The organism is Marivivens donghaensis, assembly GCF_030410045.1.
GTDB classification, from domain to species: Bacteria; Pseudomonadota; Alphaproteobacteria; order Rhodobacterales; family Rhodobacteraceae; genus Marivivens; species Marivivens donghaensis.
In genome coordinates, this window is record NZ_JAUFRA010000004.1 from 14,813 (window position 1) to 32,164 (window position 17,352).

The window sequence follows — 17,352 nt, forward strand, 5'->3', positions numbered from 1 at the left end:
TCCATGGGTGCGGGCGTCATGAAAAAGGGCGGGGGCGGCGGGTCACGCCGTCGTCGTCGCGTGAGCGGCGGCAATGCTGCCATGTCAGAAATCAACATCACGCCGTTCGTAGACGTGATGCTGGTGCTTCTCATCATCTTTATGGTCGCGGCCCCGTTGATGACGGTGGGCGTGCCTGTTGAGCTTCCGAAAACGCAAGCAAGTGCGCTGCCGACAGATGACGAGGAACCGCTGACGGTGACAATCACCGCAGAGGGTGCCGTCGCCATCCAGAACAGCGAAACTGATGAGGCGGAACTGGTCACCAAACTACAGGCAATCGCGGCAGAGCGGACCTCTGACCGTATCTATCTGCGTGCAGATGGGGCCAACAATTGGGACCGCGTGGCGCATGTCATGGGACTGCTGAACGCGGGCGGATTTTCCAACATCGGTCTTGTGACCGACATCGCAACTCCGGGATCGGGCGGTTAAGGTCGTGAACCTACAACGCTACAGCATCGGCACTTGGGTGTCGGGGGTCGGCCATACAGGGTTGATCCTCTGGCTGATTGTTGGCTGGGGCATGAACAACACGCCGATGGATTTCGAAGTGACGCAAGTCTCTGTCGTTTCTGGTGCGGAATACGAGGCGATGGTGGCTGCAACCTCGCCGAACCCTGTCGCTGAACCAATTGGCGAGATGGTGACGCCTGACGTTCCCGTGGATACACCTGCGCCCGTCGTCGAAGAGGTCGCGCCTGTTACACCTGCGCCGACCCCAGCGCCTGAAGCCCCTGTTGAGGACACGCCGCCTCCGCCGCCACCTGCGCGGCCTGAACCCGTTGCGCCGCCTGCGGATACGGTCGTGGAACCGACACCGCCTGAACAGCCCGCTGGTGCCCCCGATATGCCCGTGAGCGATCGCCCTGTTGAGCGTCCCGCGGACCGTGTTGCATCGACCCCAACGCCGCCCCCACCGCCAGAGGCCGAAGTCTCTCCTCAGGCGCAAACGGCTGTTGTTGAGGATGCCCCGACCGAGACCACCGATCCGGTGATCGAAGAGCAAACTCCGACCGCGCCCGAAGAGACCGCGACCCGCATCGTGTCCCCAGATGAAAAGCCGTCGTCTGCGCCGACATCGACTCCGCGTCCGCCGTCGCGTCCATCGGCGCTTGTTCCGCCAACACCTGCACCCACGCAGACGCCAGAGCCGGAGACACAAACCGCGCAGACCCCTGCACCTGCAGAGACGCCTGCGCCCAGCACCACCGACACCGAGGCAGCGAATATCGCGGCGGCCTTGGCTGCCGCTTCTGGCGCTGCGGTGAACCAAGGCCCAGCGACCTCTGGTCCGCCGCTCACTGGCGGCGAAGAGGACGGGTTCCGTCGTGCCGTCAGCAGCTGTTGGGTGGTCGACAACGGCGCACAATGGGCGAGCGTCACAGTCACCGTCGGCTTTAGCATGACCCAAGAGGGTAAAGTCGCAGGCGATGTCGAACTGTTGAACTTTACTGGCGGCGATCAGGCCACCGCGCGCGCCGCATTCGAGGCGGCCCGCCGTGCGATCCTTCGTTGCCAGTCGTCGGGCTACCCGCTGCCGGCAGATAAATACGAACATTGGAAAGACGTCGAACTGACGTTTGACCCGTCGACAATGAGGCTCCGCTGATGGCTTGCGCGCTTCACTGCTCACGTTTGTTCACGAATTGGCGTCTTTCCGCGTATTTTTCCGATCTTTGTTACGGAAATCTAGTAAAGACAGCGCTAACACCCCAAGGCTGCGACATGCAGGCACATGAGGATACGAATGTTTAAGAAGTTTATGGCCCTTCTGCTGGTGGTTTTTCTGGGCGCACCTGTCGTTGCGGAACCCCTGCGTCTGACCATCACCGATGGTGTCATCGAACCGCTCCCCTACGCGATCCCGACATTCCAAGCTGAGATCGCGGGGTCCGAGGATATGGCCGCGAATATCACTCGTGTGATCGCAGAGGACCTCTCTGGCACGGGGCTGTTCCGTCAAATCCCGTCCTCGGCTTTTATCAGCCAGCACATCTTTGACACCACGCCCGCCTATCCAGATTGGCGCGCCATCAACACCCAAGCCCTGATCACAGGTGCAGTTGCGGTGCAGGGCGGTCAGGTCGTCGTGAAGTTCCGTCTCTATGACGTGTTCACAGGGGCTGAGATGGGCGAGGGGCAGCAGTTGGTCGCTGGTGTCGACGGCTGGCGTCGTCTGGCGCACAAGGTTGCCGATCAGGTCTATTCCCGCATCACGGGCGAGTCTGGCTACTTTGACAGCCGCGTCATCTATGTCGCGGAAAGTGGTCCGAAGGATAACCGCCGCAAGGTCATTTCGATCATGGATTACGATGGGCAGAACACGCAGTCGCTAACCCAAGGCAACTCGTTGGTGCTTGCACCTCGTTTTTCGCCGACGGGTGATCGCGTTCTGTATACCTCTTACGAGTCTGGCAGCCCGCGCATTTATATGCTGAACGTGTCCTCTGCCGTTGCGCAGCCGATCACCACCGCTCCGGGTAACATGGCGTTTTCGCCGCGCTTTAGCCGTGACGGTCAGCGCGTGATTTATTCGCTAGAGACGGGCGGAAACACCGACATCTGGATGACCGACATCGCAACAGGCCAGCACAGCCGCCTGACCAATGCGCCGTCGATCGAAACAGGTCCGTCGCTGTCGCCCGATGGCAGCCAGATCGTATTTGAATCCGACCGTTCAGGCACCCAGCAGCTTTATGTGATGCCAGTGTCTGGCGGTGAACCGCGCCGCATTTCCTTTGGCGAAGGGCGCTATGGCACTCCGGTTTGGTCGCCACGTGGGGACCTCGTTGCCTTTACCAAACAGAACGCGGGCCGCTTCCATATCGGCGTTATGCGCACCGATGGCAGCGAAGAGCGCCTCTTGTCCTCTGCCTCTGGCGGCTTCCTTGATGAAGGTCCGACATGGGCGCCCAATGGCCGTGTGATCATGTTCTTCCGCGAGGCGCTCGGCGCGGGCGGTGGTCCATCGCTCTACTCGGTAGATATTTCTGGTCGGAACCTGCGTCAGGTCCCCTCCAACGGTTTCGCATCTGACCCCTCATGGGGCCCGTTGCTACGCTAATATTATGGACGGATTCCCAATAGGGGTCCGTCCATGCTATACATGACCCAAGAGCAGTCAAAAACAGGATAGAAAATCCATGCAAACCCTTACCAAAGCGGCCCTTATCGTTCTGGCCCTGTCCACCGCCGCCTGTACCCGCCCCGACCGTTTCGGCGCTGGTAACTCGGTCGATCTTAACGCTGCTGGCGGTGCTGGTGGCATCGGCATGTCGGGCCTTGGCGATGTGAACGACCCCACAAGCCCAGCTTATTTCCAGCAAAACGTCGGTGACCGTGTTCTGTTCGCTGTCGACCAATCGACCCTCTCTGCCGAAGGCCGTGCGGTTCTGGACGGTCAGGCACAGTGGCTGATGACCAACAACGACTACCTCGCTGTGATCGAAGGTCACGCTGACGAACAGGGTACCCGCGAATACAACCTTGCGCTCGGTGCACGTCGTGCGAACGCCGTTTACGAGTATCTGATCTCCAAAGGCATTTCGGCCTCGCGCATCCGCACCATTTCCTATGGTAAAGAGCGCCCGCTGGCGACCTGCGCATCGGAAAGCTGCTACAGCCAGAACCGCCGCGCTGTGACCGTGATCAGCATCGGCCAACTGGGCTAAGACGACGAACTTTGGGGGCGTGATATGATCCGCAACACTTTCCTTGCCGTGGCTTTGGCCTGCGCGACAGCCGTTCCAGTAGCGGCGCAGGACGCGCAGACCTTGGCTGATGTGCGCCAACAGCTTTCTGCGTTGTATGTTGACGTGCAATCGCTGCGGGCTGAACTTTCGGCCACGGGCGGCATGACGGCAGGTGTTGCGGGGGCCACGCCCCTTGATCGTCTGAACGCGATTGAGGCAGAGCTTCAGCGTCTGACCTCCAAGAGCGAAGAACTAGAGTTCCGCATCGGGCAAGTTGTCCGTGATGGTACGAACCGCATTGGCGACCTAGAGTTCCGCCTCTGCGAATTGGAAGAAGGCTGCGATATTGGCGCCTTGGGCGACACACCGACCTTGGGTGGCGTGGATGTGGCCCCTGTCGCACCGCAGCCTGCGCCAACGACCTCGATCGAACCGCAGCTCGCTATCGGTGAACAGGCCGATTTTGAGGCCGCGCAAACCATGATGGAAGAGGGCGATTTCGCTGGCGCTGCCATCGCGTTTGACAACTTTACCGCCGCATACCCTGGTAGCCCGCTAAGTCAGCAGGCCCATTATCTGCGCGGTGAATCCTATGAGAGCCTTGGCGAAATGACCAACGCTGCACGCGCCTACCTGTCGGCGTTTTCTGCGGATCAAACGGGCGAAGGTGCGGCGGACGCGCTGTTCAAACTGGGCTTCTCGCTCGGCGCGATTGGGCAGACGCAGGACGCTTGCGTGACGCTTCAGCAGGTTGGGAACAAATTCCCCAATAGCGAAGCGGCCTTGGATGCGCAGAGCGCGATGCGCAACTTCGGATGTTCCTAAACCCTGAATGGCTGATGCAGCAGGGCGAAGACGCCATGCTGTTGCATCAGGTGCATTCGGCCTATTCTGATCATCCATCTCATATTGCGGTGGCGGTATCTGGCGGCGGGGACTCCGTCGCCCTTTTGCATTTGGCCTATCGCGTTGCGGGGCAGACGGGGCAAACGCTCTCTGCTGTGACAGTCGATCATGGGCTAAGGGCGGAGTCGGCGGCCGAAGCCGCAACTGTCGCACAGTTTTGCCAAATGCTGAACATTCCCCACACCACCCTGAACTGGAACGGTACAGAAGCCCAAGGCAACCTCATGGCCGCTGCCCGTGACGCGCGGTATAACTTGATTGCAGACTGGGCCAAATCCAACGGGATCGGTCATGTTATGCTGGGCCACACCCGTGATGACGAGGCAGAGACGTTTCTTATGCAGCTTGGCCGTGGGGCAGGGGTCGATGGGTTGTCGGCGATGGATTGGCGACCGCATCGGTTGGGTATTCACTGGGGCAGGCCGCTGCATCAATCCATGCGATCTGAACTGCGCGACTACCTGACCCGTCAAGGGATCGAGTGGATCGACGATCCAACCAACGAAAACCCGAAATACCTTCGTAGCCGTATTCGCGCAGCGATGCCGCAACTGGCTGATCTGGGCCTCACCATCGATGCCATCGCCACCAGCGCCTTTAACCAAAAGATGGCTCGCGCGGCACTGGATCATTACGCCGCCAAGGAAGCCGATACCCACCTGACCATTCAGGGCGGCGATGTGATCCTGCCGCGTAACCTCGACCGTTTGATGGTGCCGCAAGACATCCAACGTAGGCTCTGGCTCGCGGCTGTGATGTGGATCGGCGGCGGAGATCATGCGCCACGGCAAAGCGGTCTTTCCCAGATCACCCACGGCATCCGCGACGGGCGGGACGTGACGCTAAACGGCTGCGCGATCCTCGTGAAACGGGACCACATCCGCTTTACCCGTGAACTGAACGCTGTGCGTGACCTCTGCTGCCCTACCACCGAAACTTGGGACGGACGCTGGCAACTGACGGGTCCTCACGCGCCTGATCTGCACATTTCCGCCGTGGGCGAAGAGGGGATTCGCCAGTGTTCCGACTGGAGAGCCTCTGGTTTTCCACGTCCGTCGATTATTTCTTCGCCCGCTGTTTGGCGCTCAAACACCATAATAGCAGCGCCATTGGCAGGTTTTGGCACAGAATGGACCGCGCAGATCGTCGCGCCATTCAGTATGGGTAAGAACGTCCATTGAACCTCCTCGTTTGATCCCTATTTTAAGGTACAAATCTGACTTGCCGTAATGCAGGTCGGGAACGTCAAAGGAGTCCCCCTTGGGCAACGCACGCAATATCGTATTTTGGGTCGTCCTGTTTTTGCTGGTCGTCTCGCTCTTCAATGTTTTCTCGTCTGGTTCGTCGAGCCTGCAATCCACTCAGCGGAGCTATTCCGAATTCATCCAAGCGGTGAATGACGGCAGCGTCCAAAAGGTAACGCTGGATGGCGAGCGTGTCCTCTACACCGGAACTGACAACCGCGAATACGTCGCGATCCGTCCGACCGATGCGCAGGTCACAGATATGTTGATCGCACGCGATATTCCGGTGACCGCAGACGCGCAGGAACAATCCACCTTCCAAGCTGTACTGCTAAGCCTTCTGCCCTTTGTTCTACTGATCGGCGTCTGGATTTATTTCATGAACCGAATGCAGGGCGGTGGCCGTGGTGGTGCGATGGGCTTTGGCAAATCCAAGGCGAAACTGCTCACCGAAAAGCATGGCCGCGTGACCTTTGATGACGTGGCTGGCATCGACGAGGCCAAAGAAGAACTGCAAGAGATTGTAGAGTTCCTGCGCAACCCGCAGAAATTCAGCCGTCTCGGTGGTAAGATCCCCAAAGGTGCGCTTCTCGTTGGCCCTCCGGGTACTGGTAAAACGCTTCTGGCACGCGCAATCGCGGGCGAGGCTGGCGTTCCGTTCTTCACCATCTCTGGTTCTGACTTTGTTGAAATGTTCGTTGGTGTGGGTGCATCCCGCGTCCGCGACATGTTCGAACAGGCGAAAAAGAACGCACCCTGCATCGTGTTCATCGACGAAATCGACGCTGTTGGTCGTGCGCGTGGCGTTGGCATGGGCGGCGGTAACGACGAACGTGAACAAACGCTCAACCAGTTGCTCGTTGAGATGGACGGCTTTGAAGCGAACGAGGGCGTGATCATCGTTGCGGCAACCAACCGCCGTGACGTGCTCGACCCTGCGCTGTTGCGTCCGGGCCGTTTTGACCGTCAGGTCACCGTGCCGAACCCAGACATCAAAGGCCGCGAGAAGATCCTCGGCGTCCATGCTAAGAAAACCCCGCTCGGCCCCGATGTTGATCTGCGCATCATCGCACGCGGCACCCCAGGGTTCTCTGGTGCGGACCTCGCCAACCTCGTGAACGAGGCGGCCCTGACCGCTGCCCGCGTTGGTCGCCGCTTTGTCACTATGATCGACTTTGAAAACGCCAAGGACAAAGTCATGATGGGTGCAGAACGTCGTTCGATGGTTCTGACCCCCGATCAAAAAGAAAAAACCGCATATCACGAGGCTGGCCACGCTGTTGTTGGCCTGTCGCTGCCTGAATGTGACCCGGTCTATAAAGCGACGATCATTCCGCGTGGCGGTGCCTTGGGCATGGTTGTGTCTTTGCCAGAGATCGACCGCCTGAACTGGCACAAGGCTGAATGTCAGCAAAAACTCGCGATGACGATGGCGGGTAAAGCGGCTGAGATCATCAAATACGGTGCCGACAACGTGTCGAACGGTCCTGCAGGTGACATCCAGCAAGCCAGCCAACTGGCGCGTGCGATGGTTCTGCGTTGGGGTATGTCGGACAAGATCGGTAACGTGGATTATTCCGAGGCCGCTGATGGCTACACGGGCAACACCGCTGGTTTCTCTGTCTCGGCGCACACCAAAGAAGCGATCGAAGAAGAAGTTCGTCAGTTCATTCAGGACGGCTATGACACCGCCTACCGCATTCTGACTGAAAAGAATGAGGAATGGGAACGTCTGGCCCAAGGCCTGCTGGAATACGAAACCCTCACGGGCGAAGAAATCCAGCGCGTCATGAAAGGCGAACCGCCCCAAGGCAACGGCGACGACGATGCAGGCAATGCGCCGTCCGTGGTCGCGATGCCCAAGGCTGGCAAGGCTCGCAAGCCCAAAGACGACGGGCTAGAGCCGGAGCCTACCGCTTGAGCGGAAAGCTAAAGAACGACTGGAACCCCGAAACCTATTCAAGGTTTCGGGGTTTGCGTTTGCGCCCCGCGATTGACCTGCTGCAACAGATTAATGGCGAAGTTGATGGTGACATCATCGACCTTGGTTGCGGGAACGGCGCCGTTGGCGAACCGCTCGCGGAACGTTTCGCAGGTCACAAAATCATTGGCGTCGATGCTTCAGAAGCGATGCTGGTGCAGGCGTCAGAAACCCGCGCCTATGACGACCTCGTTCATGCCCAAATCGACCATTGGCAACCCGCCCGTCCACCTGCGGTGATCTTTTCCAACGCGGCACTGAATTGGATCGGCGATCATCAAACGCTGATGCCGCGGCTTGCGGGGCAACTGGCAGAGGGCGGTATCCTCGCTGTGCAAATGCCGGGACAGCACAACGGCCCGTCCCATGCGCTCGCCCGAGAAATCGCGGTTGAGATGTTCCCAGACCGCCTTGCCAACGGCGGCTGGAATACGGATGTTCTGGACCCAGCGGCCTACCACCGCATCCTGTCCCGCCTCGGCACTGTCACCGCGTGGGAGACGACCTACCTCCAGCCACTCGCTGCCGTGGACGATGGCCACCCCGTGCGCCATTTCACCCAGTCGACTTACCTGCGCCCGATCCTCGATAAACTCGATGCGGACGAACAGGCGAGCTTCCTCGCGGCCTATGAGGCTGGGTTAGCTGTGGCCTATCCTCTGTTACCCAACGGCGGCGTTTTATTCCCGTTCCGCCGTATCTTTTTTGTTTTGGAAACGTAAATGCCTGCTCTGATTAAGACCAAATATATTGGAACGATTACTCATCTTGGCTACATGCCGACGCTGTCGGATGGCACGGTCACGTCTCATGCTGTCGATCAGATGGCGATGGACTTCGGGGGCTATGACAAGGACGCCCACTACGGCCTAACGCGCCCGTCGTGCAGCCGTGTGACCCAGCAGTATCCCAAAGGCACCGAGATTCGAAACACCCGTCAGGTTTCGATCCTCTCCGCCAATGAGATGGCAGAGATTGCTGCCGACCTCGGGCTAGAGGCGCTGGACCCGTTATGGCTCGGCGCGACCATTGTGATCGAAGGTATTCCTGATTTTTCCCACATTCCGCCGTCCTCGCGTCTACAGTGCGAACGCACGGGCCTTACGCTGACGGTCGATATGCAAAACCGTCCCTGTCACGTCGTGGCTAAGACCATCGAAGAGGCAGAGCCGGGACATGGGAAAACCTTCAAAAGTGCTGCAAACGGCAAACGTGGTGTGACCGCTTGGGTCGAACGGATCGGAGAGATTCAAGTCGGCGATCAGCTATGCCTGCACGTTCCAGATCAACGCGCATGGGCCCCTTAGGTTTCCGATCGGCAACCGCGCTTTCCCCTTGGCGGCGATTTCAAGGCTGAAAAGGTCGGAAACGCATACATCCCCCACTTCCTCCCGCGATAGCCTTGCCGCAAATAACAGGGAAGAGGAATGACCCGTGACCTTCAAGACTGACATTCAGATTGCCCGTGAGGCGAATAAGAAACCGATCCAAGAGATCGGTGCCATCCTTGGTATCGAGTCTGCGGATTTGATCCCTTACGGTCACGATAAGGCAAAAGTCTCTTCTCGTTTTGTCGAAGAAGTTAAATCGCGCAAGAACGGTAAACTGATCCTCGTCACCGCGATCAACCCGACCCCTGCAGGCGAAGGTAAAACTACCACCACCGTAGGTCTGGGCGATGGTCTGAACCGTATCGGTCAGAAAGCTGCGATCTGTATCCGCGAAGCGTCCCTCGGGCCGAACTTCGGGATGAAGGGTGGCGCGGCTGGCGGCGGTTACGCGCAGATCGTTCCGATGGAGGACATGAACCTCCACTTCACGGGCGACTTCCACGCGATCACCTCGGCGCACAACCTTCTGTCGGCGATGATCGACAACCACATTTATTGGGGCAACGAGCTCGAGATCGACGAACGTCGTGTGTCGTGGCGCCGCGTGCTGGACATGAACGACCGTGCTCTGCGTGACACCGTGACCTCGCTCGGTGGTGTGTCGAACGGCTTCCCGCGTCAGACGGGCTTTGACATCACTGTGGCATCCGAAGTTATGGCGATCCTCTGCCTCGCAAACGACATCGACGATCTTCAGGAACGTCTGGGTTCGATGATTGTGGCCTACCGTCGCGACCGCACCCCGATCTACTGCCGCGACATCAAAGCGGACGGCGCAATGACCGTTCTGCTCAAGGACGCGATGCAGCCGAACCTCGTTCAAACGCTCGAAAACAACCCTGCTTTCGTGCACGGCGGACCGTTCGCAAACATCGCTCACGGCTGTAACTCTGTTGTTGCAACCACCACTGCGCTGAAACTCGCAGACTACGTTGTGACTGAGGCTGGTTTCGGTGCCGACCTCGGCGCTGAAAAGTTCATGAACATCAAATGCCGCAAGGCTGGCCTCGCACCTGACGTTGTTGTTGTTGTGGCAACCGTCCGCGCGATGAAAATGAACGGCGGCGTGGCGAAAGCTGACCTCGGCGCGGAAAACGTTGCTGCGGTCGAAAAGGGCTGTCCGAACCTTGGCCGTCACATTGCCAACGTGAAATCCTTCGGCGTGCCTGTTGTCGTTGCGATCAACCACTTCGTCACCGACACCGAAGCCGAAATCCAAGCGGTCAAAGACTACGTTGCCGAGCAAGGCGCCGAAGCCATCCTGTCGACCCACTGGGCTGACGGCGGCAAAGGTGCAGAAGCACTGGCACATAAGGTCGTGCAACTGGCGAACTCTGGCGCTGCTCACTTTGCGCCGCTCTATCCTGACGACATGCCTTTGTTCCAAAAGGTCGAAACCATCGCAAAGCGCATCTACCACGCGGACGAAGTTCTCGCGGACAAGAAAATCCGCGATCAACTGCGCGAATGGGAAGACGCAGGCTACAGCAATCTGCCGGTCTGTATGGCAAAGACACAATATTCGTTCTCAACGGACCCGAACCTGCGTGGCGCTCCGACCGGACATAGCGTTCCGATCCGCGAAGTGCGCCTGTCCGCTGGTGCTGGTTTCGTTGTAGTGATCTGCGGTGAGATCATGACCATGCCCGGTCTCCCGCGTGTGCCGAGTGCGGAAAACATTCGCATTGGTGACAATGGGCAGGTTGAGGGGCTGTTCTGATCAGGGTAACGGGTCAGCAACGCCACCAATTGAAAAAGAGGGGAGCCGTATGTCGGCAACTGTGATTGACGGAAAGGCCTTTGCGGCCTCAGTGCGCGAAAAAGTGGCGGGTCATGTGGCCCGCCTGAAAGAAGAGCAAGGGATCGTTCCGGGCCTTGCTGTGGTTTTGGTTGGCGAAGATCCCGCGAGCCAAGTCTACGTGCGCTCTAAAGGCAAACAGACCGTCGAAGTCGGTATGAAGTCGTTTGAATACAAACTGCCTGATACCACGACCGAAGACGAACTGTTGGCCGTCATCGACAAACTGAACAACGATCCGCAGGTTCACGGGATCTTGGTTCAGTTGCCGTTGCCGTCACATATGAACTCTGACCTTGTGATCAACGCGATTGATCCGGCTAAGGACGTGGACGGGTTCCACATCTCGAACGTCGGTCTTTTGGGCACTGGTCAGAAATCGATGGTTCCGTGCACGCCGCTCGGCTGTCTGATGATGCTGCGCGATCACCACGGATCGCTGTCGGGTCTGAACGCTGTTGTGATCGGTCGTTCGAACATCGTTGGTAAACCAATGGCGCAGCTGCTGCTGGGCGATAGCTGCACCGTCACTATCGCGCACAGCCGCACCAAAGACATCGAAGCTGTCGTCCGTCAGGCCGATATCGTTGTCGCGGCGGTTGGCCGTCCTGAAATGGTCACAGGCGACTGGATCAAACCAGGTGCGACCGTCATCGACGTGGGCATCAACCGCATTGATGCAGGCGAAGGCAAAACCCGTCTGGTTGGCGATTGCCACTATGACAGCTGCGCTGAGGTTGCTGGTGCGATCACCCCCGTTCCAGGTGGCGTTGGCCCGATGACCATTGCGTGCCTTCTGGCGAACACCGTGACCGCATGTTGCCGCGCGAACGGTCTGCCAGAGCCCAAAGGCCTGACTGCTTAAAACCAATCGCCCTTGCCGTGACTACGGCAGGGGCACCACTAATGCCCGCGGTCCCGTCAGCACCGCAAAAGCCCGCGCCGCAAAGAGATCCCTGATCGGGGATTTGACCGCAGGAATCCCACCCGTATAGGTCCCGAAGGCAGGCATAATCAGCCGATTTTCATCATAGACGAAACAGGCCCGCGCAGGTCCGCTGAGGCTGTGTTTCGGGTGGTAGTGACCCGACACTTCGGCTTGCGCCCCATTTTCCGCGATATGGCGGAAGGTCAGCGATCCCGCGGTCACTTCGCCCACATATTCGCCGCCCAACTCGACTGGCCCCGCATCGTGGTTCCCCGCGATCCAGACCCATTCGCGCCCCGCCTGCATCCGCGCAAGCCACAGTTTCTCCGCGTCGGGCATATGTTCGATCGCCTCAACATCGTCGAAGCTATCGCCCAGACAAATCACCCGCGCGGGCGACACTTCATCCAGCACAGCATCCAACCGCGTCAGCGTATCGCGCGTGTCAAAGGGCGGCAGCAGGGCGCGCCCCTTGCGGGCAAAGCGTTCGGACTTGCACAGGTGCAGGTCCGACACGACCAGAGTGTTATGATCGGCCAACCACAGCGCGCCATCGGCACGCGCGGTCAGTTGGGTGTCACAGAGGGAAAAAACGTGATGCGTCATGCCAGCGTCTTTGGCCGCAGCGGGGAAATGCGTCAAGTGGACTTAGCCCAATCCCGCCTCTTTCATCAGGGCTTCGGCGCGTTCAGCCTCTAGCCGTTCGCGGGCGACCCCTTGGACGGGTATCTTACCGACCTCTAACAACAACGGCGCGGCCAGTGGCGGCAGACGGTCGAGCGCGAGATGATCAATCCGCCCGCTCGTCCGTGTCAGCATTTCCTCAATCCGCCCAAAATCGACCAAGCCGCGCATGGCCTCTTCGCGGGTGATGCGCAGCATCAGGTGGTCGGGGTCGTATTTCGCCAGCGTGTCATAGAGGATATCGGACGACACCGTCGCCTGCCGCCCCGTCTTTTTCGACTGCGGCGTGTTCCGCATCATTAGCATGGCGATGGTGGCCGCCGTGCGGAACGTCCGCTTCATCACCATGTTCGATTGCAGCCACCGATCACGTCCTTCGCGTAGCCCGTCTGCGGTGAGGAGGGGCGCAACATCCTCAACAGGGTCCAATCCCCAGACAAGCGTCGCATAATCCGTCGCGACAAAGCCCAAAGGTGCGAGGCCCGCTTCCTCCATCCGTTGCGTCAGGATAAGGCCCAGTGTCTGCTGCGCATTGCGCCCCGCAAAGCCGTAGACGCACATGAACTGCCGCCCGTCATGCGGAAATGTCTCGACCAGTAGCCGATCCGCGCGGGGCAGCTGCGAGACCTCCCGCTGAAGGTGCAACCACTCCGCCGTATGACGGGGCAACTCGGGCCAATCGCTCTGCTGGAACATCGCCATAACGCGGGCTGAAAGCTGGGTCGATGTGGCGAACTTTGTCCCGTTGAACACCGCCACACGCGGGTTCTGCGCGGCAGAGCGCGTGACCTCCACCACCATCTCTTTGATCCCTTGATAGCGGACGATTTGCCCGCCGATCAGAAACGTATCCCCTGCGGTTAGGGTCGCGGCAAAGCTCTCTTCGACCTCGCCCAGCGGTTTGCCCGCACCTCGCATCCTCACCTTCAGTGTCTCGGTGTCCTGAATGGTGCCGATGTTCATGCGGATCGATTGCGCGGCCCGTGGATCGCGAAGCTGCCACAGCCCGTTACGCTCCATCAACCGTTGCCATTTGTCGTAGGCCCGCAGCGCATAGCCGCCCGTCGCCACGAAATCCAAACAGTCGTCGAACGCCGCTCGCGAAAGCCCCGCATAGGCACCAACGGATTTGATCTCGTGAAACAGCTCTGTCGCATCAAACGGTCCTGCACAGGCGCGGATCAGGATGTGCTGGCACAGAACGTCACGCGGCCCGTCGCCCTTGGGGTCGCCATCCAGATCGTGATCCCGTGCGGCGGCAAGGGCGGCAACACACTCGATCACCTCGAACCTATTCGCAGGCACCAAGAGCGCCTTGGACGGCGCGTTGTAACGGTGATTGGCCCGACCGATCCGCTGGATCAACCGTTTCACGTTCTTGGGTACGCCGACCTGAATGACGAGATCGACGTTGCCCCAGTCGATGCCGAGATCGAGGCTCCCCGTGCAGACCACCGCCCGCAAATCCCCGCGCACCATTGCCGCTTCAACCGCATCACGCTGATCGCGCGAGAGGCTCCCGTGGTGAATGCCAATCGGCAAATCGTCCGTATTGGCGAGCCAGAGGTTGTGAAAGAAGATCTCTGCCTGCGCCCGCGTGTTATGGAAAATCAGCGTGGTTTTGTGGCGTTTGACTTCTTCCAACACCGCAGGGATTGCATAGCTCGCGCCCCCTCCAGCCCAAGGCGGCGGGGCGTCTGTGACCAACATCCCAATGTCTGGCGCAGGACCTGGGTCCGCATTGAGGATCGCGCAGCCAGTGGGGGACAGTTCCCTTGCGAGGGCCTGAGGGTCCTCCACGGTCGCCGATAATCCCACGCGCCGCAAATCAGGGCACATCGCCTCTAGCCGCGAGAGGGCCAGCATTAACTGATCGCCGCGCTTACTCTCGGATAGGGCGTGGATTTCATCGACGATCACACGTTTCAGGCCGCGAAACATCCGATGCGCGTCTTCATACGAAGTCAGCAGCGCAAGGCTTTCTGGTGTGGTGAGCAGGATATGCGGCGGATCAACCCGCTGTCGTTTCTTGAGCGTGGCACTGGTGTCGCCCGTCCGATCCTCAATGCGGATCGGTAATGCCATATCCTCAACAGGCCGCCGCAGGTTCCGCCCGATGTCCGCCGCCAATGCCTTGAGCGGCGAGATATAGAGCGTATGCAGGCCCTCGTGCGCGCCATCCGCCAGTTCCACCAAGCTCGGCAAAAACCCAGCCAGCGTCTTACCGCCGCCCGTCGGGGCAATCAGCAGCAACGCCTTTTCCGACGCCCGCTCCAGCATGTCGCGCTGATGCGGGTGGATCTGCCAGCCACGGCTGGCGAACCAATCATCGAAAACTTGGGGTAGGGCGGTCATACGGCCAATCTGCCTTGGTTCGATGCCACGTCAACCCCAGCGATTGATTACAGTGCCGATGGTCTCGCATTTGCGCGGTCGGCAATCTCTGCAAGGATGTCGTCGCTGTGCTCACCACGGTGCGGAATGGCGGCGGGCGACCATGCGGGTTGGCCTGAAAACCGTGGCGCTGGGGCAGCTTGCAGGGTTCCGTCAACCTCGTGCCACGCGGACCGCGCGGCGTTCAAGGGATGCGCCATCGCCTCTTCTGGGCTGAGGATAGGGGCCACGCAGGCATCCGTTCCCGCAAATACATCGGCCCAGACGTCACGGCTGCGTGTCGCGAAAATCCCTGTCAGTCGGTCGGTCAGATTGGGCCACGCGTCACGATTGAATTGGTCCTGAAACGCGGGATCATCGCCCAACCCAAGAAGGTCGAGGAAGATCGCGTAGAATTTTGGCTCTAGGCATTGAACGCCAATAAACCCACCATCGGCACAGCGATAGGTTCGGCTCCAATGCGGCCCGTCCAAGAGGCCCTGCCCACGAGCCGTTGGGAACATGCCTGACTGCCGCAATGTCATCAGAAGGTTCATCATATGCGCCGTGCCGTCATAAATCGCGGCATCGACAACGGTGCCTTTCCCTGTGGCGCGGGCCTTGAGGATGGCAGCCAGCATACCGACGGCCAGATACATCGCACCGCCGCCAATATCGCCAACCAAGGTCGGGGGCGTCATCGGCTGCGCCCCTGTTTCGCCCGCATACCACGCGCCGCCCGCCAAAGAGATGTAGTTCAGGTCATGCCCCGCCGTATGCGCCAGCGGCCCGTCTTGGCCCCAGCCCGTCATGCGCCCGAACGCCAGCGCTGGGTTCACCTGATGGCAAACATCTGGCCCAAGGCCGAGTTTCTCCATCACGCCGGGGCGGAACCCTTCGATAAGGCCGTCCGCGCTCGCCACCAGTTGAAGCGCGCTCGCCACATCATCAGGGGACTTGAGGTCGAGAGCGATAGACCGTTTCCCACGGTCCAGAACGGCGCGTTCGGGCATCCCCGGTGTCACGCCGCCGCCCTTGCGATGAATGACGATCACATCAGCGCCAAGATCGGCCAAGAGCATCGCGGCAAAGGGACCGGGGCCAAGCCCTTCGATTTCGATAATCCGCACGCCATCCAACATCATCGCTGGCTTCTCCCTGCCTAAATGTCCCCCAAGTAAAGTTATGAGGGGCGAGGCGGACAAAGACCAGCGCGTCAGCGCATCCAGAATCCGTTGGCTTTGATCCGATTGCGAATCTGGCGCTCTTTCCGCGGAAGGTCGTTCTGATCGAACAGGTCCCGAATTTTCGCCCCGCGCCCCTGATAGACCAACCGTTTGATCGGCTCATAGAGTTTGAGGATCTTTTTCACCTTGTTCGGTGTCGCGACTTCTTCGAGCACCTCAACCACACGGTCGCTTTCGCGTGCGTAGAGCAGCGGGAACATGCGGTAATGACAGGTGACATCCCCATCCAGACCGTCCAACTCTGGCCCAGGTCTGCCGCCGCCAAAGGAATGGATAACCAGCGGTAGGATCGCTTGGTCCAGCCACGGGTCGAGCGACTGAACCGCCAGTTCATCAGGACGATTGTCGCGCAGCTCTACCGCCCATTCGGTGAACCGTTTTCCGAATTCCGCAGGATCGCGATAGAAAAACCAGCCCGCGTTAAAATAGAGATACCGTTTCCAGTATTCATCGGGTTCGTTCAGGTCGAGCGTGCTTTCGAACTCCAGCCCGAATTTGTCGTAGAGCGATTTCCAGACGCCTGTGTAGCCGGGCCAATAGAGCTCTTCTTCGGGCCATGTGCCCTCGCGCCGCATGGATGCCGACGGACGGTCGAAATCGAACGCGACCTTGGAAATATCGCCCGTGATCAAGGTGTCAGTGTCGAAAAACACGAACGGCTCGCCAGCGGGCAGGGTGCAGAGGCCTTCGATTTTGTTGCCATAGGGGTAGGTCTGCCCGAAATGTTTGCTTTCGAACGGAACGATCTCAGCGCCCAGTTCGATCAGCGCTTCTTTGACCGAAGTGTCCATCGTTGGGTCGGATTTCCACAGCGGCCCCATTTGCGGCTCTGCAATAATCAGACGACCTTTGAAATCGGGGGAATTCGCCCGCAGCGAAGCCGCAAACAGCAGGGCCTCATACTGAAGCCGTCCCGATTGTCCGACGATCATAATATTGAACGGCGGAGTGGTTTTCGATTTTCGCGCCATAGCTGCCTCAGGTCTTTTGCAACCACTATAGGGGGAAGTCGTGACCTGCGAAACCCGAACACGCCAAAGGATGCGCGGAAATCGCGGTGTGCGGT

The 17,352-nt window shown here is 59.4% G+C and carries 15 protein-coding genes; 11 read left to right on the forward strand and 4 right to left on the reverse strand.

The features are described from left to right. Nucleotides 1–3 precede the first annotated feature (3 nt). The 11 genes from tolR (at nucleotide 4) to folD (ending at nucleotide 11,919) form a co-directional block, all read left to right on the forward strand. Entirely contained in the window at nucleotides 4–474 is a 471-nt protein-coding gene (gene tolR, locus QWY83_RS03560; RefSeq protein ID WP_067549661.1) for a protein TolR, read from the forward strand. A 4-nt stretch (nucleotides 475–478) separates the two neighbouring features. Continuing rightward, complete coding sequence (locus QWY83_RS03565; protein ID WP_249946543.1) at nucleotides 479–1,651, forward strand: energy transducer TonB; 1,173 nt, start codon at nucleotides 479–481, stop codon at nucleotides 1,649–1,651. A gap of 138 nt (nucleotides 1,652–1,789) precedes the next feature. Continuing rightward, nucleotides 1,790–3,106, forward strand: coding sequence for a Tol-Pal system beta propeller repeat protein TolB (gene tolB, locus QWY83_RS03570; protein WP_249946542.1), 1,317 nt, complete (start codon nucleotides 1,790–1,792; stop codon nucleotides 3,104–3,106). 79 nt (nucleotides 3,107–3,185) lie between these two features. After that, entirely contained in the window at nucleotides 3,186–3,713 is a 528-nt protein-coding gene (pal, locus tag QWY83_RS03575) for a peptidoglycan-associated lipoprotein Pal (RefSeq protein ID WP_105235550.1), read from the forward strand. Nucleotides 3,714–3,737: 24 nt separating this feature from the next. Beyond that, complete coding sequence (ybgF, locus tag QWY83_RS03580) at nucleotides 3,738–4,559, forward strand: tol-pal system protein YbgF (RefSeq protein WP_105235549.1); 822 nt, start codon at nucleotides 3,738–3,740, stop codon at nucleotides 4,557–4,559. Then, nucleotides 4,550–5,821 (forward strand): tRNA lysidine(34) synthetase TilS, encoded by a 1,272-nt coding sequence (gene tilS, locus QWY83_RS03585; RefSeq protein ID WP_249946541.1) that lies wholly within the window; start codon nucleotides 4,550–4,552, stop codon nucleotides 5,819–5,821. The genes ybgF and tilS overlap by 10 nt, the downstream gene beginning before the upstream one ends. Nucleotides 5,822–5,900: 79 nt before the next feature. Then, complete coding sequence (gene ftsH, locus QWY83_RS03590) at nucleotides 5,901–7,805, forward strand: ATP-dependent zinc metalloprotease FtsH (RefSeq protein WP_249946540.1); 1,905 nt, start codon at nucleotides 5,901–5,903, stop codon at nucleotides 7,803–7,805. Continuing rightward, nucleotides 7,802–8,587 carry a methyltransferase domain-containing protein gene (locus tag QWY83_RS03595; RefSeq protein WP_249946539.1) on the forward strand — a complete coding sequence of 262 codons (786 nt, stop codon included), beginning with the start codon at nucleotides 7,802–7,804 and terminating at the stop codon, nucleotides 8,585–8,587. Before ftsH ends, QWY83_RS03595 begins: the two co-directional genes overlap by 4 nt. Next, nucleotides 8,588–9,172 carry an MOSC domain-containing protein gene (locus tag QWY83_RS03600; RefSeq protein ID WP_249946538.1) on the forward strand — a complete coding sequence of 195 codons (585 nt, stop codon included), beginning with the start codon at nucleotides 8,588–8,590 and terminating at the stop codon, nucleotides 9,170–9,172. It abuts the gene before it with no gap. A 127-nt stretch (nucleotides 9,173–9,299) separates the two neighbouring features. Beyond that, nucleotides 9,300–10,976, forward strand: a complete 1,677-nt coding sequence (locus QWY83_RS03605) for a formate--tetrahydrofolate ligase (RefSeq protein WP_249946537.1) — start codon at nucleotides 9,300–9,302, stop codon at nucleotides 10,974–10,976. 49 nt (nucleotides 10,977–11,025) lie between these two features. Then, entirely contained in the window at nucleotides 11,026–11,919 is an 894-nt protein-coding gene (folD, locus tag QWY83_RS03610; protein ID WP_067549642.1) for a bifunctional methylenetetrahydrofolate dehydrogenase/methenyltetrahydrofolate cyclohydrolase FolD, read from the forward strand. Between the two features lie 21 nt (nucleotides 11,920–11,940). Here folD and pdeM read toward each other — a convergent pair whose 3' ends face one another. The 4 genes from pdeM to QWY83_RS03630 all read right to left on the reverse strand — a co-directional run bounded on the left by pdeM (nucleotide 11,941) and on the right by QWY83_RS03630 (nucleotide 17,257). After that, nucleotides 11,941–12,588 (reverse strand): ligase-associated DNA damage response endonuclease PdeM, encoded by a 648-nt coding sequence (pdeM, locus tag QWY83_RS03615; protein ID WP_249946536.1) that lies wholly within the window; start codon nucleotides 12,586–12,588, stop codon nucleotides 11,941–11,943. Between the two features lie 42 nt (nucleotides 12,589–12,630). Beyond that, a complete protein-coding gene (locus QWY83_RS03620) occupies nucleotides 12,631–15,021 on the reverse strand; it encodes a ligase-associated DNA damage response DEXH box helicase (protein WP_249946535.1) in 2,391 nt (796 codons plus the stop codon). A gap of 47 nt (nucleotides 15,022–15,068) precedes the next feature. Further along, entirely contained in the window at nucleotides 15,069–16,181 is a 1,113-nt protein-coding gene (locus QWY83_RS03625; RefSeq protein ID WP_249946534.1) for a CaiB/BaiF CoA transferase family protein, read from the reverse strand. Nucleotides 16,182–16,255: 74 nt separating this feature from the next. Continuing rightward, nucleotides 16,256–17,257, reverse strand: coding sequence for a GT-B fold glycosyltransferase domain-containing protein (locus QWY83_RS03630; protein WP_249946533.1), 1,002 nt, complete (start codon nucleotides 17,255–17,257; stop codon nucleotides 16,256–16,258). Nucleotides 17,258–17,352 lie beyond the last annotated feature (95 nt).

What these genes read in the sequence shown, in the direction of transcription:
- pal (WP_105235550.1), top strand. Translation starts at nt 3,186, where the DNA reads ATGCAAACCCTTACCAAAGCGGCCCTTATCGTTCTGGCCCTGTCCACC.
- QWY83_RS03630 (WP_249946533.1), bottom strand. Translation starts at nt 17,257, where the DNA reads ATGGCGCGAAAATCGAAAACCACTCCGCCGTTCAATATTATGATCGTC.
- pdeM (WP_249946536.1), bottom strand. Translation starts at nt 12,588, where the DNA reads ATGACGCATCACGTTTTTTCCCTCTGTGACACCCAACTGACCGCGCGT.
- QWY83_RS03600 (WP_249946538.1), top strand. Translation starts at nt 8,588, where the DNA reads ATGCCTGCTCTGATTAAGACCAAATATATTGGAACGATTACTCATCTT.
- tolB (WP_249946542.1), top strand. Translation starts at nt 1,790, where the DNA reads ATGTTTAAGAAGTTTATGGCCCTTCTGCTGGTGGTTTTTCTGGGCGCA.
- tolR (WP_067549661.1), top strand. Translation starts at nt 4, where the DNA reads ATGGGTGCGGGCGTCATGAAAAAGGGCGGGGGCGGCGGGTCACGCCGT.
- tilS (WP_249946541.1), top strand. Translation starts at nt 4,550, where the DNA reads ATGTTCCTAAACCCTGAATGGCTGATGCAGCAGGGCGAAGACGCCATG.
- folD (WP_067549642.1), top strand. Translation starts at nt 11,026, where the DNA reads ATGTCGGCAACTGTGATTGACGGAAAGGCCTTTGCGGCCTCAGTGCGC.
- QWY83_RS03625 (WP_249946534.1), bottom strand. Translation starts at nt 16,181, where the DNA reads ATGTTGGATGGCGTGCGGATTATCGAAATCGAAGGGCTTGGCCCCGGT.
- QWY83_RS03620 (WP_249946535.1), bottom strand. Translation starts at nt 15,021, where the DNA reads ATGACCGCCCTACCCCAAGTTTTCGATGATTGGTTCGCCAGCCGTGGC.
- ybgF (WP_105235549.1), top strand. Translation starts at nt 3,738, where the DNA reads ATGATCCGCAACACTTTCCTTGCCGTGGCTTTGGCCTGCGCGACAGCC.